This window comes from Streptococcus azizii, assembly GCF_001984715.1.
GTDB lineage: Bacteria > Bacillota > Bacilli > Lactobacillales > Streptococcaceae > Streptococcus > Streptococcus azizii.
Window position 1 is genome coordinate 16,677 of record NZ_MSPR01000012.1, and the last position, 21,069, is coordinate 37,745.

Genomic DNA, 21,069 nt, shown 5'->3' on the forward strand with positions numbered 1-21,069 from the left:
ATGGTAGATATAAGTCCTTTATTTAGCCCTTTTTGCTTAGGAAAGGGTATCGAGTTAGCAAATCGTTTTGTCCTATCTCCCATGGTGACCAATTCCTCTAGCAAGGAGGGATTTGTGAGTCAGGCAGATGTAGCCTACGCCAAGAGGAGGGCAGCTGCTGCTCCCCTGCAGATTACAGGGGCGGCCTATGTCAATCCATCAGGACAGCTCTTTGAATATGGCTTTAGCGTAGCAAAAGATGAGGATATCACAGGCCTCAGTCAATTAGCTCAGACTATGAAAGCAGAAGGGGCTACAGCTATCCTACAGCTGACCCATGCGGGACACTTTTCTTCGCATACGTTAGTGCGAGAGGGCGTAGTCTATGGTCCAAGCCCCATGCGTTTGCAGTCTCCCTTTCCTCATGAAGTCAAGGAACTAACACTTGAACAAATCAAGGGTCTGGTGGACGACTACCGTCAGGCAACGAGGCGAGCGATTGCAGCGGGCTTTGATGGTGTAGAGGTTTCCTCCGCCCAACGACTCCTCATCCAGACCTTTTTTTCCACCTTTTCCAATCAGCGAAGGGATCTGTATGGAGCTCAGAGTTTTGAAAGCAGGGCCAGGCTGACTCTTGAAATCTTAGAGGCCGTTTATGAAGTGATTGAAAAGGAGGCAAGGGTTCCGTTTTTGCTGGGATTTCGAGCAACACCCGAAGAAACTCGAGGTCATCAGATTGGCTATTCTATTGAGGAATTTCTTCAGTTAATGGAAGAAGCAATGGCAAGAGTGCCACTTGCCTATCTGGCTCTTGCTAGTTGGGGACGTGATGTCTTTCGCAATCAGGTTCGCTCTGCGGGAGCCTATCAAGGTCTCTTAGTCAATGATGTCGTGTATCAGCAGTTGAAGGGGCGTATCCCCATCATGGCAACTGGGGGAATCAATAGTCCTGAAAAGGCGGTGGAGGCGCTCGCTCATGCAGACCTAGTAGGGGCTTCAACACCGTTCATTGTGGATCCTGAGTTTGTTCATAAGATAAGAGAGGGGCGTGCTGATGAGATTCACCTAAAGATCAAGGCAAGGGATTTACCCTCCTTGGCGATTCCAGAGGCTTCCTTTAAGGATATTGTGCCTTTAATGGATTATGGTGAGTCCTTGCCTATGGATGCGCGCAATTTGCTTCGGGGGCTGGCTAGCAATTATAGGGAGGAGACATGATGAAGGTTGGTGTGTTAGACTATGGGGTTATCGATGAGGGGCAGACAGCCACAGCTGCTTTGGAGACCACTCTTGCTCTAGCCAAACGAGCAGATGAATTGGGCTTCCATCGCTTTTGGGTTGCAGAACACCACAATCTTTCTGCCTTTGCCATCAGTGCTCCAGAAGTGATCATGGCTCATCTAGCCAGTCAGACCCGGCAGATTCGGATTGGCTCCGGTGGTATCATGGGGCTACACTATAGCCCTTATAAGGTAGCAGAAATCGTTCGGACTTTAGGGACCTTGTATCCGGGACGCATCGATATTGGTTTGGGAAACTCATTAGGGACAAGTCTTGTTCACCAGCATCTAAAAAGCCCCTATACCAGTAGAGACTATGGTCTTTGGTTGGAAAGTCTGCTCGCTTATCTCCAAGATAAAGGGGAGGAGATAACCGCGACTCCTCAGCCGCCTCTTCCTCTTGACCTATTTGTACTAGGGACAGGTGGACGATCCGTCCATGAAGCAGCGCGCCTAGGATTGGGCTTTGTTTATGGTAGTTTTCCTTTTATCGCTCAAAATCCGCTAGAGACAGCAGCCCTACTTGGAAAAACCTATAAGAATCAATTCCTCCCTTTCGTTCAGCCAAAAGAGCAGCTGCTCTTGGCCCTCTTTGTTGTCCTTGCGGATACCATGGAGTTGGCAGAGGAGCTGGCTAAACCTCTGGATATTTGGATGCTAGGAAAAGAGGACTTTAACGAATTTTCTGCCTATCCTAGCATAGAAACAGCGCAAGAATATGTCCTGACTAGAGCTGAACAGGAGCAAATTGTGGCGAATCGCAGGCGGATACTGGTGGGGGATGTCACAGCGGTCGAGCAGTCGGTCAATGAGTTGGTGAGGGTTTCAGGAGCCGATGAAGTCATTTTCATCCCCTTGCTTCCTGATAGGGTACATCGCATGAGGGCTTTGGAGCTCCTTGCAAGTATTCAGATACAATAAGAAAGGTATTCTATGACGAAAAAAATTGCAAATTATCTTTGGATTGAACAACGGGACAAGGACTATATCATCAGTATGACACCAGAGCTACAAGATGATATTGGGACTGTGGGCTATGTGGAATTTTCAGAAGGAGACCACCTCGCAACAGGTGATGTTATCTTGAATTTGGAGGCTTCAAAAACAGTGATGGCGATTGTAAGCCCCTTAGCCGGTAAGGTTCTTGAACGCAATACAGCAGCCTTGGAAGAGCCTCGCTTATTAAATTCGGCCCAGCCAGAAGATCATTGGCTCGTCAAGTTAACAGAGGTTGACAGCGCAGCTTTTGCAGTTCTTGAAGATGCGTAAAGAACGGGAATGTCAGCTCCTCAGACAAATGATTCTCCTGCTAGGTGGCAAGGAAATCCTATCGGAAGAAAAGGAAGAGCTGGTCAGTATCTGGAGGGGCTTGGTCAATCAGCGACCAGCAGGCTGGATTTCACCAGCCTATCTGACCTGTGAACAGGAATTTCTCACAGCCTATCATGAAAACCATCGGCAGTCTTTAGAGAATTGTAAGCAGACCAGCCATCCCAATATCTTGCTTTATTATGGTGATATTTGCCACTTACAGGTGGATGCTATCGTCAATGCAGCCAATAGTGACTTGTTGGGCTGTTTTATTCCCAATCACACGTGTATAGATAATGCCATTCATTTCTATGCGGGAATGGAGCTTCGTCAGGCCTGCACAAGACTGATGGAGGAACAGGGCCATCGAGAAGCAGTAGGTCAGGTCAAGGTGACGTCTGGCTATGCCTTACCTGCTCAGTTGATTTTTCATACGGTAGGGCCACAGATTTTGGAAGGGAAGGGATTGACCCCTATACGGGAACATCTCCTGCGCCAATGCTATCTCTCCTGCCTTCATCAAGCGAAGGAGGAGGGGATTAGAACCTTGGCTTTTTGTGCCATTTCAACGGGGGAATTTGGTTATCCGAAAAAAGAGGCGGCACAACTGGCGACTCAAACAGTGAAAGATTGGTTGCGTGAGACGGGCTATGAGCTTACGGTTATTTTTACCTTATATACAGCAGAAGATGCTCTTTATTATGAACAGGAACTAGGAGTGAGGGAGGAGAGATGAGTAAGTGGACATCGCTTGATATTGCCCAGGATGAGCCAGCAACACTTGCAGCACTGATAAGAGAGGCTAGGGCTCTTGTTGTGGGCATTGGGGCAGGCATGTCAGCCGCAGATGGGTTTACCTATATAGGAGATCGTTTTGAAACAGCCTTTCCCGATTTCATTGAAAAATACGGCTTCTTAGATATGTTACAGGCCAGTCTTTTTCCGTTTGCAGGTTTGGAGGAGTATTGGGCCTTTCAAAGTCGTTTTATCGCCTTAAACTATCTAGATCAACCGGTTGGTCAAGCCTATCTGGATTTAAAGGAAATGCTTGAAACCAAGCCCTACCATATTATCACAACCAATGCAGACAATGCCTTTCAAGTAGCAGATTATGATCACAACAAGGTCTTTCACATTCAAGGAGAGTACGGTTTGTGGCAGTGCAGTCAGTTTTGTCACCAACAGACCTATCGGGATGATCTTCTGATTCGCCGCATGGTTGCAGAACAAAAGGATATGAAGATACCACGGGATTTGATTCCCTACTGTCCTAAGTGTGGGGCTCCCTTTGAAATCAATAAGCGGAACGCTGAAAAGGGGATGGTAGAAGATGCTGATTTTCTTGCTCAAAAAGATCGCTATGAGCGTTTCCTAGCAGAGTATGAAGGACAGAAGATCCTTTATTTAGAAATCGGGGTGGGCTATACGACGCCTCAGTTTATCAAGCATCCCTTTCAGGCTTACACAAGGGCGAACCCTAATGCTCTCTTTGTGACCATGAACCAAAAACAGTATCGAACTCCGCCTGCTATTCAAGGGCAAACAGTGCAACTAACTAGTCATATCGCGGCATTGCTAGCCGCCACTAATAGATTTTATATGCGTAAAGGAGAACATGATGTATCTTATTGAACCTATCCGAGACGGTCAGTATATCACAGATGGTGCAGTGGCTTTGGCCATGCAGGTCTATGTCCAACAAGAGGTATTTTTGGATGACGATATTTTGTTTCCTTATTATTGTGAGCCAAAAGTAGAGATTGGCAAGTTTCAGAATGCCATTGTAGAAGTCAATGAGGATTACCTCAAAGAAAAGAATATCTTGCTGGTCCGTCGTGATACGGGTGGCGGAGCGGTCTATGTCGACTCTGGGGCTGTCAATGTCTGCTATTTGATTCAAGATAATGGTATTTTTGGTGATTTCAAGAGAGCCTATGCTCCTGCTATGCGCGCCCTTAAAGAATTAGGAGTGACGCAGGTTGAGCAGACAGGCCGTAATGATCTGGTGATTGAGGGCAAAAAAGTCTCTGGAGCTGCCATGACCATTTCAAACAATCGGGTCTATGGAGGGTACTCCCTCTTGTTGGATGTGGATTATGAGGCGATGGAGCGCGTGCTTCATCCAAATCGAAAGAAAATCGAGTCAAAAGGCATTAAGTCTGTCAGAAGCCGTGTCGGGAGCATCCGCCCCTACTTAGCTGAGGAGTACCAAGGCATCACGACCGATGAATTTAAAAATCTAATGACCTGCAAGCTGTTGGGGATCGACCATCTCGATCAGGCGAAACGGTATGAATTGACTGAAGGAGACTGGGAAGCCATCGACCAGTTGGTCGCAGACAAATACAAAAACTGGGACTGGAATTACGGCAATTCTCCACAATATAGTTACCACCGAGACGGTCGTTTTGCAGCAGGAACTATCGATATTCACTTGGATATTGATAAGGGACGAATTGCACATTGCCGGATCTATGGTGATTTCTTCGGAAAAGGAGATGTGGCAGAAGTGGAGCAGGCACTAGTGGGACAGCGGATGGAGCAGGAGGATATTCAGGCTATTTTGGAATCCATTGACCTAGCGCGCTACTTCGGGAAAGTCTCGGCAGGGGAATTAGTAGACTTAATCTTTAGTTGATGGGAGAGTCATAGCCCTCTTGGATGTAGGAGAGGTCCGTCTCCCTAGCAGGACAGACGCATGAAGAAAATTTCGCTTTCAGATAACGATTTTTCATAAAAAGTTATATTTTTATCATGACATTTTGTTATCATGTAGGTGAAAACGAGGATAAATCAAAGCCATTATGTAATGTCCTGAAAATATTTTTGGAAAAATGCATTTGGCTAGAAAACAGTTACATGCATTTTCTTCATGCGTAGGGCGTGTTCACCTAGTATCAGTAGTTGCAATTTCCTGAGAAATCTGCTACAATAAAGCCATCAGAGGTGTTTTGGGAATATAGTCATTTAGTTTATCTTCTATTACTTCGTTAACTCGCTTTGCCGTACTCTAGTACAGCCTGCAGCTCGTTGCCTAGTACTAAAAGCAAACTAAAAGACCATACAACTTTACAGAAAGCGGTGGTGCTGAGAAATCCGCAGGTTGGACAAAGCTGGTTGCTGAATGGATAGTTTGATAAGAACAAAGTTGCGGGTGCAAACCCGAATGTGGGTGGTACCGCGGAAGTCGTAAACTGAATTTCGTCCCTGTCGTATGGCAGGGACGTTTTTTGATAGGAAAAGACGATAATACTCGTCAAAAATAAAATTCGGACTCTGTTGTTTCACCGTGCATCTACAGTCTCATCGCTATCAGATGTTGATGTTTATAGAGTATGACAAATAGGTCTGGAGGGAGTCAGATGGCAAAAAAGAAAAACCGTAAGAAAGAGTTGAGAAGACGGCAGAAATTAGATATTAAAATTATCTCTGAACAAGATGGAGAATTCTTTGAACAGTTGTTAAGCCATCAACCTATTTTTGTAGAGCGTCGCCAGATTCAATATTTTGATGATGAAAAAGAAGCTCTTTTCGCCTATGTCGAATCTCAGGGACGCAATGTGGGAGAGATTGATCCAGAGGATATTGAACGAGTTCGAGAGCTAATGGCCTTGGGGAAGGTGCCGTTTCCTAAGGAGACCCGACTTTTTCGTCAAGCGATGTACACACCAGATGATAGGAAGCGGGCCAACCTTTTGAAGCAGGTTCTAGACTTGAAGCCGGACCATTTCTTAGCACAATTTCATCTGCTGTTAACAGAAGAAGATCCGTTTGACTTGACCTACTTTGAAAAGATTTGGCAGTTTTATGGCAAGACGAAAAAAGGTTGGAAAGATAAAGATTATTTGGACTGGGAGTATTGGGAGTCACGGCCCTATCTAACGGCATTAAATTATATAGTAACTTATCTACATGGTCAAGGCTTCTTAGGTCTAGCTTGTGAGGTAGTGGATTTTGTTCTGTCTAAAAGACCTAAAAGGTTTGCTCCTGATTTTCTTCACCTAGCCATGTCTGTTTATAATGAATTAGGACGATGGGAGCGAGTTGAAGACCTTTATCATAGATATGCAAACGAACTGCCACAGTATAAAGATAGCTTACTGTTTCATTACCTCATTTCCAAACTCCTTCAAGGAGAGATTACTGAGGCGGAGAAAATTTTTGTAGCCTTGACTGAAGTGAATGAAGAAGCTACGGACTATTTTGTTACTGCTGATTGGTTGGAAGGCCTCTTAGACATTGAGGAATCTGAGATATATGTTCCCTTTTCGACGCAATCGCTAGCAGCTACGGCCTGTCATTTACAGGACTTCTTTGAACGAAACCCGCTTGTGCCGGAGTTTTTGTACCGCTTTGCCAGAGAGTACGGTGGTAAGTCAGAGTATGGGGAGGTTCTCGACTTTTTTGCGACTTATCGCAGTCCTCTATTTGCCGGTCTACGATTTGATATCTTCCGAACCTTGTTCCATGAGAATTTGAGGGTGGTCGAAGATTTTCAAAATATTACTGAAAAAGATTTGCTAGCCATCAAGGGGATTGGAAAAAAGACTATTGATAAGCTGAAAGAAAATGGTGTAATCTTTAAGGAGAGGTAACGATGCTCCATCACATTGAACTCTACGTATCGGACTTAGACGAAAGTCGAATCTTTTACCAGTTTCTCCTCTTTCGCTTGGGCTATGAGCCTGACCAAGAGTGGGAGCGAGGTTTTTCCATGAAAAAGGCAGAGCAGTATATCGTCTTTGTCCAAACGCCAACTGATTTTCTTGAAGTGGGCTACCATCGCTGCCGCACAGGTCTAAATCATTTAGCATTCCACGGCGGTACTCGTGACCAAGTTGATCAATGGCGACAGGATTTGCTGGCTAGAGGTGTCAAACTCCTCTACGATGACCACTATCCCTACGCGGGTGGAGAGAATCACTATGCCCTCTATTTGGAAGACCCTGATGGGATTAAGTTGCGGAGGAAACCAATGATTCAGATACTAGGACCCTTTGAAAAAAATGACTTGCCTGATGTGGCAACGGATCGGCTCTATTTACGTCAGCGGACGTTGGAGGATGCTGAGGCCATTTTTGCCTTTGCAAAACTTGCTGAAGTGACCTATCCTGCGGGTTTTCCACCCGTCAAAAGCTTAGCAGATGAAGTGCTGTATCTCAAGGAAACCTACCCAGCCAATCTTGAAAAAGAAGGGCTACCTTCTGGTTATGGGATTACGATTAAGGGGAGTAATCAGGTCATTGGCTCCTGTGACTTTAACCACCGCCATGCTGATGATGTACTGGAGATAGGCTATATTTTACATCCAGACTTTTGGGGGAACGGCTATATGCCAGAAGCAGTTGCAGCCTTGATTGAAGTAGGCTTTACCCTACTCCATCTTCATAAGGTGGAAATCCGTTGCTACAGCTCCAACCAACAAAGTAGGCGTGTCGCTGAAAAACTAGGCTTCACCTTGGAGGCCACCATCCGCGGTCGCAAGGATCTAGCAGGAAACCGTTGTGACGACCTAGCCTACGGCCTCTTGAGGACGGAGTGGGAGGAGGAGAGAATTCATGAATCTGTTTAACATAAATCAAAATAAATTAATTAGTTTAGAAGAAAAACCTTTTAAATTAGAACGAGAATTTCAATGCCTTTTTGAAGAAAATCTTACAGTGATTACAGGTCTAGAATTTGTCGGTAGTGAATTTTCTATTCAAAATCAACGAATAGATACCTTAGCATTTGATACAGAAAGTAAATCTTTCGTTATCATTGAATATAAGAAATCAACTAACTATAGTGTACTTGATCAAGGAGTTTCTTATCTAAATACTCTATTAAAATATAAAGCTGATTTTATTTTAGGGTATCAGGAAAAAACTGGTAAATTATTAAGGAAAAATGTTGTTGACTGGTCGCAGAGTAAGGTAGTTTTTGTCTCTCCAAATTTTACTTCATTTCAAAAACAGGCTGTTGACTTTAAGGACTTAAATATTGAATTATGGGAAGTAAAACGATTTCAAAATGATTTATTGCTAATCAATGGTGTTAATAAATCAAAAAATGCTCCTAGTATTAAAACTTCTATATCTGAAGCTGATTCAGAGTTAGCATTGGTCACTAAAGAATTAAAAACGTATTCTGAAGAAGACTTATTAGTAAATAAATCGGAGGGTATAGTTGAATTATATGAAACTTTTAAGGAAGCTATCTTTCAACTGATTCCTGATAGTGATTTAGTGGCAACGAAGTTATATATGGCTTTTAAACAAGGTAAACGGAATATTGTTGATATTGAGATACAAAATAAACAGTTAAAATTATTTATTAATGCGAAATTTGGAGAAATTGAAGATCCCAAAGAACTTACCCGTAATGTTTCAACAATAGGGCATTATGGTAATGGTGAATACGAAATAAGGGTGGTTGATACCAAACATCTCGAATACATCATGAGTCTAATTAAACAGATTATTTAAAGAAAGGTACACTATGTCAAAAGAATTATCACCAAAATACAATCCAGCTGAGGTTGAGGCTGGTCGCTATGCCAAATGGCTTGAGGCAGGTATTTTTAAACCTTGAATGGTCTCAAACGCAAAGGTCTAAAGCAGAATATTGAAGTTTTTGAGCAGTAAATCGTAGAGATGATTAACACGTATCAATATGCATCTGATAATGTCCCGGAAGTTTTGGGCTATTATGTAAAATTAGACACGACGGCAGTCAGTGCTAAGGAAGTAGCAGAAATATTGTCACTCATATCGCTACGCTAGTTTAAAAAAGGAGAACGACTGATGGATTTAAACCAATTAGATATTATTGTGAAAAATGTTTCCCATACCAGTGAGCAATTGGAGTGTTTGCTGGGGATTTCAGCAGACTACAAGGATGAACACTTTGCTCAGTTTACAGTTGGAAGCCATTGTTTGATGTTGTCTGATAAGGCTATCATTCCACTTGAACCGTTCCAATCAGGAATCATTCTACATGTCCAAATAGAGGATGTGGATGGTAAATACCAAACCCTTCAAGTAGCTGGGGAGGCTATTCTAAATCCACCAACCAAAACTGACTGGGGAACCTATTCCCTCATGGTTCAAGGGCCAGAGGGTATTGTTCTTGATTTCTATCAATTGTAAGAAGGACTAATCTGCATGCACAAAACAAGTTGAAAAGAATAGTTTATCGAATATTGAAACAGACCGTTCTTACCTGTGTAAACGAACGATAGCTGATGCAGAAGCTATGTTTACCTATGCAAGTATTCGAGAAGTGACTTGGCCAGCAGTAATTTCCGCCGTCGAAACTGTGGCAGATGGGGGTTATTACGTGGGAAAGAGGATCTAACCGTTCACGGCGGTACTCGTGACCAAGTTGACCAATGGCGGCAGGATTTGCTGGCTAGAGGTGTCAAGTTCCTCTACGATGACCGCTTTCCTCACGCGGGTGGTCCAGACCACTATGCCCTTTACTGTGAAGACCTTGATGGGGGAGGTAGGGGGATTAGGAGAATTTTATATGGATAAGATTTTAAGGATAGTAAAATATATTATAGCTTTGTTGCCGAGTATGGTAACTTTAACAATGATATTTGTTGGTATATTAGTGTTACCGACTAGCTTTATTCCTAATTTAGATATAGTAGCATCTGAAATTATCTATATAGTGCTACTATTGATATATGGAATTAGAGTTTCCCAAAAAAGGATTGACAAATTTTATAAGTGTCTTTATTGGATAGTAGGTGTCTTGACAATATTATTATTTTTTATTTGGTCAAAGAAGATATTTCTAATCCAGCCATTCCAATTACTGTTGTATGCGGGACTTTGTGAAGGATGGTTACAAGATTTTCGTAATTATATAAAGAAGAATAGGGATGTTTTTAATTGGTTTAATGTTTATGATTATGTATTTGTTGCAATCGTCCTTTTCATTGGAGCAAATCAATATATTTTGGATAGTATAAATAATTCTATTATAAAAATGTTAAAATCATTAGATATATCTACTAAGCATACAGAGATAGTTGTCATAGTCTTGTTTTTGTTATGTTGGTTTTTTCTAGTGCCGATTATCAGAGCTTCTTTGGGAATTTGCTTTTTTAGGAAACAAAATTCCATTACTTTACCTGCTAATCAGGTTTTATGGGGAACATATCTTTTAGGCTATTTTTTGTCTATCATATCTATAGCATTATACCTTGGTATATATTTTATATTACATGAAGCCAATTATAATATTGGTTTTATCTTGTTAGTCTATAATATCTATATAGCTACCAATGCCTTGTTATGGATTCCTGTTTACAATTCTTTGAATAAATTAGGACAAAACAAAAATAAATTTATTTCAGATTTAATTGGATTAATATTGCTTTTGGTTGCTATTGTGATGATAGATCAAATTGAAAGTGAAATTATAGGTATTTTGACTTGGTTTTTGCCAGTTCTATTACCGAACTTTATTGGAGAAATATATAAAATATCTGATAGGTATCAACAAGGACATGCAGTCGTCCCAAGTTTAAAAATGGATGAGCATCTTTATTGGTTAACTATGATTAGTTTTAATACATTGTTAGTATTTAATGTTATATCAGCTTTTTCTTTAACAGATGATGGAAAACATAAATTTAAAGAATTTTTGATTTCAATATTATTAGATGTAATAAAACAAGATACCTTATCTGATATTATTTTGAGGATATTCTCATCGTTGATAATAGTTTTATTCTCGTTATTTTTGGCATGGTGGTTAAGTAAAGGGATAGTGAAATCATTAAAAAATATTTACTTAGACCAATCAAAAGGATATTTTAGATAAATTATTTTATAAAGGAGAACTCAAATGACACAACTTTCACCAAAATACAATCCAGCCGAGGTTGAGGCTGGTCGCTATGCCAAATGGCTTGAGGCAGATGTTTTCAAACCGTCTGGAAATCCAGATGCCAAGCCTTACTCGATCGTGATTCCGCCACCAAATGTGACAGGGAAATTGCATCTAGGACACGCTTGGGATACAACCTTGCAAGATATTATTATCCGTCAGAAGCGGATGCAGGGCTTTGATACTTTATGGCTTCCAGGTATGGACCACGCAGGGATTGCGACTCAGGCTAAGGTTGAGGAGCGCTTGCGCGAGCAAGGTGTGAGCCGTTATGACTTGGGCCGTGAAAAATTCCTAGAGAAGGTCTGGGAATGGAAAGACGAGTATGCAACGACCATCAAGGATCAGTGGGGGAAAATGGGCTTATCGCTTGATTACTCTCGCGAGCGTTTCACCCTTGATGAGGGCTTGTCAAAAGCAGTACGCAAGGTTTTTGTAGACTTGTATAACAAAGGTTGGATTTACCGTGGGGAGTTCATCATCAACTGGGATCCAGCAGCCCGCACAGCGCTTTCTGATATTGAGGTCATCCACAAGGACATCAATGGCTTTGAACACTATTTCAAGTACATGTTTGACGACAATAGTGGCAACTATTTGACGATTATGACCACTCGTCCAGAAACCATGTTCGGAGATGGAGCGATTGCGGTCCACCCAGATGATGAACGCTATACTCATCTCATTGGGAAGTATGTCATCGTGCCACTGACAGGGTATCGGATTCCCATTATTGCTGATGAGTATGTAGATAGGGAAAAAGGGTCAGGCTGCGTGAAAATTACCCCAGCCCATGACCCCAATGACTTCGAGGTTGGCTTGCGCCATAATATCAAGCAGGATATTATCATGAATCTTGACGGAACCATGGCAGCGACTCATCGGGTGCCTGAAAAATACCAGGGGCTGGATCGGTATGAAGCAAGAAAGCTATTTATTGAGGATGCCAAGGAGGCAGGACTGCTAGAAAAATTAGTCCCAATCGTCCATTCGGTTGGTCACTCTGAGCGTAGTGGTGCCGTTGTTGAGCCTCGTTTATCTACCCAATGGTTTGTCAAAATGGATCAGTTGGCGAAGAATGCTATTGCCAACCAAGAGACAGATGATAAGGTTGAATTCTACCCACCACGCTTCAATGACGCCTATCTTCAATGGATGGAAAACGTGCATGACTGGGTCATTTCCCGTCAGCTCTGGTGGGGGCACCAAATCCCTGCCTGGTACAATGCGGATGGTGATATTTACGTGGGTGAAGAAGCGCCTGAAGGGGACGGTTGGACACAAGATGAAGACGTGCTAGATACCTGGTTCAGCTCGGCCCTTTGGCCATTTTCAACCATGGATTGGCCAGATGAAGAAAGTACAGATTACCAACGTTATTATCCAAATTCAACCTTGGTAACAGGCTATGACATCATTCCTTTCTGGGTCTCTCGTATGATTTTCCAAGGAATTGAGTTTACAGGTAAGAGTCCATTTAAGAATGCCCTCATTCACGGTCTTATTCGTGATGAAGAAGGTCGCAAGATGTCCAAGTCTCTCGGAAACGGCATTGATCCGATGGACGTCATTGAAAAATATGGTACCGATAGCCTTCGTTGGTTCCTATCAAATGGCTCTGCTCCAGGGCAAGACGTTCGTTTCTCTTATGAAAAAATGGATGCTTCATGGAACTTCATCAACAAAATCTGGAACATTTCCCGCTATATCCTTATGAACAATGAGGGACTTACGCTTGACCAAGCGACGGAACATGTTTCAGCTGTCGTAGAGGGCAAAGCGGGCAACGTGACGGATAGCTGGATTCTCCACAATCTCAATGAAACCATTGCCAAAGTAACGGAAAACTTTGATAAGTTTGAGTTTGGTGTGGCTGGTCATATTCTCTACAATTTCATTTGGGAAGAATTTGCCAACTGGTATGTAGAGTTGACCAAGGAAGTCCTCTACAGCGATAATGAGGAGGAAAAAGTCATCACTCGCTCTGTCCTCCTTTATACCTTAGATAAGATCTTGCGTCTCCTCCACCCAATCATGCCGTTCGTGACCGAAGAAATCTTTGCCCAGTATGCGGAAGGCTCGATTGTCACCGCAGCATACCCTACGGTGAATCCTGCCTTTGAAAATCAAGCGGCACACAGAGGCGTGGAGAGCTTGAAGGACCTCATTCGTGCTGTCCGCAATAGCAGGGCAGAGGCGAATGTTGCCCCATCAAAACCAATTACTATTTTAGTCAAGACAGCAGATAGCGAGTTGGAAGATTTCTTTAAGGCCAACGTCAACTACATCAAACGCTTTACCAATCCTGAACATTTGGAGATCAGCTCAACGATTGTTGCTCCAGAACTAACCATGTCAGCCGTCATCACAGGAGCTGAAATCTTCCTCCCACTAGCAGATCTCCTCAATGTGGAAGAAGAACTCGAACGCCTCGAAAAAGAATTGAAAAAGTGGGCTCAGGAACTGGACATGGTAGGCAAAAAACTCTCCAACGAACGCTTTGTAGCCAACGCCAAACCAGAAGTCGTCGCCAAAGAACGCCAAAAACAAACCGACTACCAAACCAAATATGACGCGACAGTAGCGCGGATTGAAGAGATGGAGAAGTTGGTATAAAACAAATCAGAAAACGCTACTATTTGATGGCGTTTTTTTGGTATAATTGACATAGACTAAAATTAATACTCTTTAAAAATAAAAAGGATATTTCGTCAACTCACCTTGGTGAACGCTAGTTCTACCCTCGTCTTCGTTTCCTAGTCTATTTTTGATTTTTATTGAGTATAAGAATTCAAGTATTACAGAGTGTATAGTGAAGTTCTCTATTTTCAATATTTTAAAAGTTTTCGATTTTCTGTGGACTCGTATTCCAAAGAATCCTACAGTTACTGGCTTAAATATTACTAACCTGAGAGAAAAGATATTAAACATTCTTTATGAGTGGGAGAGTTCTGAAGAGTATTGTTATGATAAAATTGTACATAATTTAATTATTCAAAATAATTCAAAAAATAATATAGTTATTGATCGAATTGAGCTGACTAATGTTCAAGTTGATAAAACGTATTCGTATTCGGATTTGAAATTTCATTGTGGATTAGATGCTGAGAAACAAAATTTTAAAATTATTGCATTTAATAATGGAAATTATACGATACTAGAGGATAATTACTCTATTTATATCGACAGGATTTTGCCTGGGCAAGAAAAAATAAATTTATTTAATGAAATAAAGAAATTATCTGATCTTAATGGAGGTGATATTGAATGTTTATTAAATGAGGAGCTAGAGAATAGAATCTTACCTTTATTTGATGATTCAAATAACCAAATATTAGAGTTCGATATATTTAATAGTTACAATAAAAAATTACGAGATGGTACTAGTATTTGACTCTAGAAATAAGAAGTTTGTGATAAGTTTAGGAGCTGATTTACAGCAATCAAAATTGAATAAAAATTATATTGAAATAATAAAACCATATAAAAGTAACTATATTCTTCCTGTTAACGAAGAAATTCAAGTAGGAGAGATCTCAGTTTCCTCTGATATTTTAATCTATGAAACGTGTCAGCTCACATATGATATCAAGGTTTTTTATTGTGATAAGGAATTGCAGCATGTATCATATGCAACTAAAAGTAATAGCATAAATATTAGAATACCTTATTATAAGGATGTTTCATTATACAAGGGTCTATCAGGCAGTGTATATGTGTTTTGTGAAAAATATAATGTATTGAAGAGTAATTATTCTGAGCTAAAAATGTTTGATAATAGCATAATAAATATCTTTTAATATGGAGATAATCTAAGAAAGTAGTCGTATTGGATAGAGTTTTAGTATGAGCAATTAAGGTAGTGTGATGAAATGAAATTTGTATTTATAGTTATAAATATTTTTATAATATTTTATTTATTAAGAAAATTATATTCGATAAACTTGACAGAGTATCAAGGGTTTACGACGAGATTTTTTAATAATAGAGATTCTAAGATAAGTATTAATACTATTATTTTTTGGATATTATTAATTCCGTTTTACTCCATATTTATGTATATTTTTCTTGTCTTTCTCTTAAAAGATATAGACTTTTCCTTTATTTGGGTTATATCACCTAGTTTTTGGTTGATGTTTTTTATTTGGATTATATTATTAAATAGAATCAGCTTGGTTAATAATTTATTTATATTTTTGATTGGTATGACATCTAGTATTTTAAATTATTATCTTTCTAAGACCATATTTTCAGGTAATTTAGCAGATTTAGAACCTAATGCAAGTAATACATCTTGGCAACTATATTCACTGGGTTTCTTATTTTTAGTGTCACTTATACAAATTAGTTATAATAATGAAGATTATTTATTAAAAAGAAAAAAATATATCAATAAAAAGATTAATTTATATCAAAGAAAATATAAATTGATAAATAACCTTGAAAAAGATCTCAAATGCCTAATCTTGGCTGTTTTAATTAAAGAGGATTTCGAAAGACCACCCGTGATTAGAGTTTTTGAAGTAATTTTTAACACAAAAACTCGTTATATTGCTCAAAATGATTCTCAAAATGATTGGCATAGTGTATACCTGTTGATAAGAGATATCTTACTGGATACCATAAAGGCTGGAAGAAAAGATTTAGATGTAGAAATGAGAGAGATGATTTATAAAATCAATCATTCTAAAGCATTTGTAAGTGATGTTATGATGCTATATCACGAGATAAAATATTTAATTAATGAAATTTGATTTGTTGGCTATGAAATTTTATGTTTTGATTATGGGAAAATCTTTACATCCCGCTCAAAATATCAGATAATAGTTCTATCAACTAGATAGGACTATTTATTATGGTGTCAACGTTTGAAGATCGGTTATTGGAGTCGGTGAAATTTGGCTTTATTGATCGGGTGAAGTTTCGAGATGTAACCTATGCTCCCAAGATTTTGATTAATAATGCTGAGGAAAAGCGGTTTGTGTTGACCGACTTACAGGAGGAATTGCTCAAGAGTACAGCCTTTTATTTTTCGGTGGCTTTTGTTACGCAGTCTGGGATTTCTATGATTAAGGCGCAGCTGGCTGATTTGGCTGAGCGGGGTGTGAGAGGAAAGATATTAATCTCACCTTATCTTGATTTCAATGACCCTTTAGCGATGTATGACTTGTTGCGATTACCGAATGTGGAGGCCCGAATCTCTCATGAATCAATGCAACTGCACTCAAAGTATTACTTGTTTGAACAAGAAAACAAGCAAGTATTGATTGCAGGTTCATCAAATTTAACGGCAACAGCTTTAAAACAAAATTATGAGTGGAATATCAAGTTAAATTCGACAGATAATGGGGATTTGCTATATCAAACGAAAAAAGAGTTCGACCGCATTTGGGATTTGTCAAGACTCTTGACAGCTGATATTATTGAAACTTATAAACGAAAGCGTAAGTCGGTTATTCAGAGCATAAATATTGAGGAAGACTCTACACCTGTTTATCAAACTGGTAAGATTACGCCTAATACAATGCAAGAACAAGCTCTAGCTGGCTTGCGAAAAGTGCGGGGAAATGGTGCTAAAAAAGCCTTGGTTATTTCTGCTACTGGAACAGGGAAAACGTATTTATCAGCCTTTGATGTTCGTCAAGTAAAGCCAGAGAGGGTTCTCTTTATTGTTCACCGAGAACAGATTCTAAGTAAGTCTTTAGAAAGTTTTCAACGTGTTCTTGGATTTGCTAATAACGAAGCCTGTCTCTACAAATCAGGGGTTGATATTTCGGACAAGAAATATATCTTTGCAACTATTCAAACATTGTCACGCGATGAACATCTGCAACGTTTTGCATCAGATTTTTTCAACTATATCTTGATTGATGAGGTACACAAAGCTGGTGCAGAATCTTATAAGAAGGTGATGAACTATTTTGAACCGGATTTTCTGCTGGGGATGACTGCAACACCTGAGCGAACCGATGGGCAAAATATTTATGAGCTCTTTGATTACAATATCGCCTATGAGATTCGGTTGCAGGATGCCATGGATGCAGATCTTTTGTGTCCGTTCCATTATTTTGGAGTAACTGATATTACGGTTGATGGCAAATTGATTGGAGAGGATGAAAATTTTTCAACCTTGGTATCTGAACAACGTGTTCAACACATTATTAAAAAAATTACTTATTATGGATACAGTGGAGAAGCTGTGTGTGGCTTGATGTTTTGTTCAAGTAAGCGAGAAGCAACTGAATTGTCCCTTCTTCTCAATCAAAAAGGCTTTCGGACTCAAGCTTTGACAGGGGATGATAGCCAAGCAGTTCGTGAAGAAGCAGTCCGACAGCTTGAAAATGGAGATTTAGATTACCTACTCACAGTTGATATTTTTAACGAAGGGGTTGATATTCCAAGTGTGAACCAGGTAGTTATGCTTCGCAATACAGAGTCCAGTATTATTTTTGTGCAACAATTGGGACGCGGTCTGCGTAAACATCCATCTAAAGACTATGTGATCATTATTGATTTTATCGGGAATTATCGAAATAACTATCTGATTCCGGTTGCCTTATTTGGCGACCAGTCCATGAACAAGGATAATTATCGTCGCGAGGTGCGAGAAGCAAATCTTATCAGTGGCTTGACAACTATCAATTTTGAAGAGATTGCTCGGAAACAGATTTTTGAATCGATTACGAATACTAGCCTATCTAGTATGAAAATTTTGCGCGATGGCTATGTAGAGTTACAGAATAAATTAGGGCGACAGCCGTTTTTGAAAGATTTTGTGATCTATAATGGAATTGATCCATTGACTTTCTTTAATAGCCATTCTTTTAAAGATTATTCGGATGTAGTGAGCAAGTTTGGCAATCAAACAGAACATTTTGAAAAGGTTTCGAAAAATTTCTTATCCTTTATCACCTTTGAATGTTTGAGTGGTAAACGCCCGCATGAGCTTATTTTATTAAAATTGCTGGTGGAGCATGGTGGGGAGTTAGAAGTCCATTCTTTCATTGAAAAACTAGGTGACAAAGATTTGGATACTTCAAGTGAAGTTATTACCTCTGTGGAAGGGGTGCTTAGCCTATCTTTTCTAAAAGCTCAGGAACAAAGACGTTTTGGGATAGAAGCGCTCGTTTCAAGAACTGGTGAGGTCTATACTTTACATGAGCAGGTATTGGAAGCCTTGAAGAGCGACTCTGCCTACTATGATTTTTTTATGGATGTACTGGAAACAGGTCTACTTAAATCTGAGGATTATCCACAGGTATTTACTCTCGGCCAGAAGTACTCTCGTAGAGATGTGCTGAAACTGCTAAACACCAAGCGGGATGAACCGCCACTGAATATAGGTGGTTACAAGATCGATAAGGAAACAAATACTTGTCCGATATTTATTACCTACCACAAGAGTGAGGATATTAGTGATACAATTAAGTATGAAGATGAGTTTTTAAATGAATCAATATTGAGATGGTTTTCTAAGAATAAGAGAACATTAGCGTCTCCGGATGTAAAACAGATTCTAGCTTCTAATGAAAATGGATTACGTTTAGAATTATTTATTATTAAGGATGATGCTGAGGGTGGTGATTTCTACTATTTGGGACCATTGGAGTATATTGAAAAGAGCGCAGAGGAATTAAAGAAAGCTGGCGAAAGTGTTGTCAGTATGCTCTTTGAGCTTAAGGAACCTGTAAAGGTTGACTTATTCCATTATTTAACAACAAAATAAAAAATGAGGTTCTTTTGAATCTCATTTTCTGCTTAGTAAGTCAACAGCAGGAAGGTCAACAGGTGCCCAGTCTAATTGATATAATTCTGAAGGAGCTAACCAAGTAGAATCTTGGTGTTCTAACAGGGTCAACTCTCCTGAAAGGAGTTTGGCTTCATAGGTTTTCATGATGACTGTTCCAAAATCATAGTCATAGGAAGCTTCATTGACGTAATTTAACACCTCAATATCAGCGTTAAATTCTTCTTTGATTTCACGAACCAATGCTTCCTCAGTTGATTCGCCTAGCTCTACTTTTCCCCCTGGAAATTCCCATAAGCCACCAAGACTTTTTCCTTCAGGACGTTGAGCGCAGAAATATTTTCCGTCTTTTTTGATTGCAGCTGCAACAACGTTGATTATTTTTTTTGACATAATACTCTCCATTCATTTATTGATATCATATCAGAAAAATGAGCATTTTAAAACTAACTTTAAAAAAGATACAGTTTTTGTAGCTAAATTTTATAAAAAAGTTTAAATTGGTATTTTACCACGTACGGCTATTCAGAAACAAGGATAGTGGCGTTTAGAAAGGGATTTCGATGTTTAATGGTCATATTTTGGGAGAGATGCGATTGCTAAATGGGTTGACACGTTTCGAGTTGGCTGAGAAACTACAAGTCAGTGAGTAGGCTATTTGGCAGTTTGAAACGAATCGAGTAACACCCAAAATGAAGCATTTAATGGCTCTGTCACATTTTTTTCATGTTACGATGGATTATTTTAATGAAGAGGATACCTTGCCTCAATTTGATTTAAGCTGTGTGGCCTTTCGCAATGCGGATTTAGAAACAAAGAAGACGATTCGTATTCAGATCGTCTACCTTGAAAAATTACATCAGAGTCTCGATTCAGGCTTTAGAATATAGGGCATACAAGCTAGGCTTGTTAACACCACAGCAACATGCGTATTTTTATAGACAGATTTCTAAAAAGGGATATAAAGTGGTTGAACCGTTAGATACGGATATTCCACTGAGGCGCCCAAGCAAAATGAGAAGTATGTTAGATGTGATTTTATCTCACAATTTGCTGACCTTATCTGATCTGACGAGGCACCAAAAAGTTTCGACGCTCTACATCAGCAAACTGTTTGGCTTTGACGAGCGCTTCTTTGATTCCTATCGGGAGAAAGATGCTGGGTTTGATAATGTGATTCCTCTCTTTTCAAGAAAATGAGATTTACTATATCTTAAAAAGCAGAATTTTTCTCTGCTTTTTTTGTCTACTACCAAGACCTTCTGCTATAATAAAGAAAACGGTATCTTTTACATGAGAAAGGGATGGAAGTTGATGACGGCATTATCAAAAACGGCAGTAAAAAAGCGCTTGATGGCCTTGGAGAAGGAAGAATTGGTGGAGCTTATCTGTCAACTATATAGTGAAAATAGGGCGGTCAAGGACAAGCTGAATGTTTCTTTTCAGGGAGAATCCTATATAGCAGAGTTGGTATCTGATTATTGTCAAAAGATACACAAGGTGATGTTTCCTAACAATATTGGTCGTGGTGGTGATTATAAAGCAGCAAAGAGGTTGCTGGCTGACTTTAAGGAGCGCTGTACGGATTTAGAAGCGCAAGCGAGAGTCCATCTTCAATTTGCACTGGATGGGACTCACTTTACGGAATACGTTGGGGATATGTCGACGGCTTATTATCGAGCAGTCTTGACTTCTTATCAGGTAGCTGTCCATTTTGCAGAGGGTCAGGGGGATTTCTTTGAGTCCGTGAGACAAGACTTGAAGTATATTTATCAGGCTGGATTTGATATTGGCTGGGGATTTTCAGAAGGAGTAGCGGATATCTTTGGTCAAATAGCCTGGATGTATGATGATGATGAATGACTCAGG

The 21,069-nt window shown here is 40.0% G+C and carries 17 protein-coding genes and 3 pseudogenes; 19 read left to right on the plus strand and 1 reads right to left on the minus strand.

The features are described from left to right. The 17 genes and pseudogenes from BVE84_RS06750 to BVE84_RS06835 all read left to right on the plus strand — a co-directional run bounded on the left by BVE84_RS06750 (position 1) and on the right by BVE84_RS06835 (position 19,179). Positions 1–1,197, plus strand: coding sequence for an NADH-dependent flavin oxidoreductase (locus BVE84_RS06750; RefSeq protein WP_076996299.1), 1,197 nt, complete (start codon positions 1–3; stop codon positions 1,195–1,197). Continuing rightward, positions 1,194–2,180, plus strand: coding sequence for an MsnO8 family LLM class oxidoreductase (locus tag BVE84_RS06755; protein WP_228062157.1), 987 nt, complete (start codon positions 1,194–1,196; stop codon positions 2,178–2,180). Before BVE84_RS06750 ends, BVE84_RS06755 begins: the two co-directional genes overlap by 4 nt. Positions 2,181–2,192: 12 nt before the next feature. Beyond that, a complete protein-coding gene (locus BVE84_RS06760) occupies positions 2,193–2,528 on the plus strand; it encodes a glycine cleavage system H family protein (RefSeq protein WP_076996301.1) in 336 nt (111 codons plus the stop codon). Continuing rightward, a complete protein-coding gene (locus BVE84_RS06765) occupies positions 2,521–3,306 on the plus strand; it encodes a protein-ADP-ribose hydrolase (RefSeq protein ID WP_076996302.1) in 786 nt (261 codons plus the stop codon). Before BVE84_RS06760 ends, BVE84_RS06765 begins: the two co-directional genes overlap by 8 nt. Next, complete coding sequence (locus BVE84_RS06770; RefSeq protein ID WP_076996303.1) at positions 3,303–4,202, plus strand: SIR2 family NAD-dependent protein deacylase; 900 nt, start codon at positions 3,303–3,305, stop codon at positions 4,200–4,202. The genes BVE84_RS06765 and BVE84_RS06770 overlap by 4 nt, the downstream gene beginning before the upstream one ends. Beyond that, positions 4,189–5,208, plus strand: coding sequence for a lipoate--protein ligase (gene lplA, locus BVE84_RS06775; RefSeq protein ID WP_076996304.1), 1,020 nt, complete (start codon positions 4,189–4,191; stop codon positions 5,206–5,208). The genes BVE84_RS06770 and lplA overlap by 14 nt, the downstream gene beginning before the upstream one ends. Before the next feature lie 724 nt (positions 5,209–5,932). Then, entirely contained in the window at positions 5,933–7,165 is a 1,233-nt protein-coding gene (locus BVE84_RS06780; RefSeq protein ID WP_076996305.1) for a helix-hairpin-helix domain-containing protein, read from the plus strand. A 2-nt stretch (positions 7,166–7,167) separates the two neighbouring features. Beyond that, positions 7,168–7,521, plus strand: a pseudogene (locus BVE84_RS11140) (VOC family protein); the annotation flags it as partial. A gap of 24 nt (positions 7,522–7,545) precedes the next feature. Further along, positions 7,546–8,142, plus strand: a complete 597-nt coding sequence (locus BVE84_RS11145) for a GNAT family N-acetyltransferase (protein ID WP_076996345.1) — start codon at positions 7,546–7,548, stop codon at positions 8,140–8,142. Beyond that, positions 8,129–9,037 (plus strand): DUF5655 domain-containing protein, encoded by a 909-nt coding sequence (locus tag BVE84_RS06795; protein ID WP_076996306.1) that lies wholly within the window; start codon positions 8,129–8,131, stop codon positions 9,035–9,037. The genes BVE84_RS11145 and BVE84_RS06795 overlap by 14 nt, the downstream gene beginning before the upstream one ends. A 318-nt stretch (positions 9,038–9,355) precedes the next feature. Continuing rightward, on the plus strand, positions 9,356–9,700 hold the full coding sequence (locus BVE84_RS06800; protein ID WP_076996307.1) for a VOC family protein: 345 nt from the start codon (positions 9,356–9,358) through the stop codon (positions 9,698–9,700). Between the two features lie 204 nt (positions 9,701–9,904). Then, positions 9,905–10,087 (plus strand): annotated as a pseudogene (locus tag BVE84_RS06805) (VOC family protein); the annotation flags it as partial. After that, positions 10,080–11,387: a hypothetical protein gene (locus tag BVE84_RS06810; protein WP_076996309.1), complete on the plus strand. Its 1,308-nt coding sequence runs from the start codon at positions 10,080–10,082 to the stop codon at positions 11,385–11,387. The pseudogene BVE84_RS06805 and the gene BVE84_RS06810, both read left to right, overlap by 8 nt. 24 nt (positions 11,388–11,411) lie before the next feature. Beyond that, positions 11,412–14,069, plus strand: coding sequence for a valine--tRNA ligase (locus BVE84_RS06815; RefSeq protein ID WP_076996310.1), 2,658 nt, complete (start codon positions 11,412–11,414; stop codon positions 14,067–14,069). A 196-nt stretch (positions 14,070–14,265) separates the two neighbouring features. After that, positions 14,266–14,847: a hypothetical protein gene (locus BVE84_RS06820; protein WP_076996311.1), complete on the plus strand. Its 582-nt coding sequence runs from the start codon at positions 14,266–14,268 to the stop codon at positions 14,845–14,847. Positions 14,848–15,325: 478 nt separating this feature from the next. Further along, complete coding sequence (locus BVE84_RS06830; RefSeq protein WP_076996313.1) at positions 15,326–16,207, plus strand: hypothetical protein; 882 nt, start codon at positions 15,326–15,328, stop codon at positions 16,205–16,207. Between the two features lie 101 nt (positions 16,208–16,308). Continuing rightward, entirely contained in the window at positions 16,309–19,179 is a 2,871-nt protein-coding gene (locus BVE84_RS06835) for a DUF3427 domain-containing protein (protein ID WP_076996314.1), read from the plus strand. A 21-nt stretch (positions 19,180–19,200) separates the two neighbouring features. On the opposite strand, the gene BVE84_RS06840 is transcribed toward BVE84_RS06835, so the two are convergent. Continuing rightward, positions 19,201–19,593, minus strand: coding sequence for a (deoxy)nucleoside triphosphate pyrophosphohydrolase (locus BVE84_RS06840; protein WP_076996315.1), 393 nt, complete (start codon positions 19,591–19,593; stop codon positions 19,201–19,203). Positions 19,594–19,763: 170 nt separating this feature from the next. On the opposite strand from BVE84_RS06840, the pseudogene BVE84_RS10485 reads away from it, so the two are divergent. Next, positions 19,764–20,400 (plus strand): annotated as a pseudogene (locus tag BVE84_RS10485) (helix-turn-helix domain-containing protein). 114 nt (positions 20,401–20,514) lie between these two features. Continuing rightward, positions 20,515–21,063 (plus strand): hypothetical protein, encoded by a 549-nt coding sequence (locus BVE84_RS06850; RefSeq protein ID WP_076996317.1) that lies wholly within the window; start codon positions 20,515–20,517, stop codon positions 21,061–21,063. Positions 21,064–21,069: the final 6 nt, after the last annotated feature.

What these genes read in the sequence shown, in the direction of transcription:
- BVE84_RS06750 (WP_076996299.1), top strand. Translation starts at nt 1, where the DNA reads ATGGTAGATATAAGTCCTTTATTTAGCCCTTTTTGCTTAGGAAAGGGT.
- BVE84_RS06755 (WP_228062157.1), top strand. Translation starts at nt 1,194, where the DNA reads ATGATGAAGGTTGGTGTGTTAGACTATGGGGTTATCGATGAGGGGCAG.
- BVE84_RS06760 (WP_076996301.1), top strand. Translation starts at nt 2,193, where the DNA reads ATGACGAAAAAAATTGCAAATTATCTTTGGATTGAACAACGGGACAAG.
- BVE84_RS06765 (WP_076996302.1), top strand. Translation starts at nt 2,521, where the DNA reads ATGCGTAAAGAACGGGAATGTCAGCTCCTCAGACAAATGATTCTCCTG.
- BVE84_RS06770 (WP_076996303.1), top strand. Translation starts at nt 3,303, where the DNA reads ATGAGTAAGTGGACATCGCTTGATATTGCCCAGGATGAGCCAGCAACA.
- lplA (WP_076996304.1), top strand. Translation starts at nt 4,189, where the DNA reads ATGTATCTTATTGAACCTATCCGAGACGGTCAGTATATCACAGATGGT.
- BVE84_RS06780 (WP_076996305.1), top strand. Translation starts at nt 5,933, where the DNA reads ATGGCAAAAAAGAAAAACCGTAAGAAAGAGTTGAGAAGACGGCAGAAA.
- BVE84_RS11145 (WP_076996345.1), top strand. Translation starts at nt 7,546, where the DNA reads ATGATTCAGATACTAGGACCCTTTGAAAAAAATGACTTGCCTGATGTG.
- BVE84_RS06795 (WP_076996306.1), top strand. Translation starts at nt 8,129, where the DNA reads ATGAATCTGTTTAACATAAATCAAAATAAATTAATTAGTTTAGAAGAA.
- BVE84_RS06800 (WP_076996307.1), top strand. Translation starts at nt 9,356, where the DNA reads ATGGATTTAAACCAATTAGATATTATTGTGAAAAATGTTTCCCATACC.
- BVE84_RS06810 (WP_076996309.1), top strand. Translation starts at nt 10,080, where the DNA reads ATGGATAAGATTTTAAGGATAGTAAAATATATTATAGCTTTGTTGCCG.
- BVE84_RS06815 (WP_076996310.1), top strand. Translation starts at nt 11,412, where the DNA reads ATGACACAACTTTCACCAAAATACAATCCAGCCGAGGTTGAGGCTGGT.
- BVE84_RS06830 (WP_076996313.1), top strand. Translation starts at nt 15,326, where the DNA reads ATGAAATTTGTATTTATAGTTATAAATATTTTTATAATATTTTATTTA.
- BVE84_RS06835 (WP_076996314.1), top strand. Translation starts at nt 16,309, where the DNA reads ATGGTGTCAACGTTTGAAGATCGGTTATTGGAGTCGGTGAAATTTGGC.
- BVE84_RS06840 (WP_076996315.1), bottom strand. Translation starts at nt 19,593, where the DNA reads ATGTCAAAAAAAATAATCAACGTTGTTGCAGCTGCAATCAAAAAAGAC.
- BVE84_RS06850 (WP_076996317.1), top strand. Translation starts at nt 20,515, where the DNA reads ATGACGGCATTATCAAAAACGGCAGTAAAAAAGCGCTTGATGGCCTTG.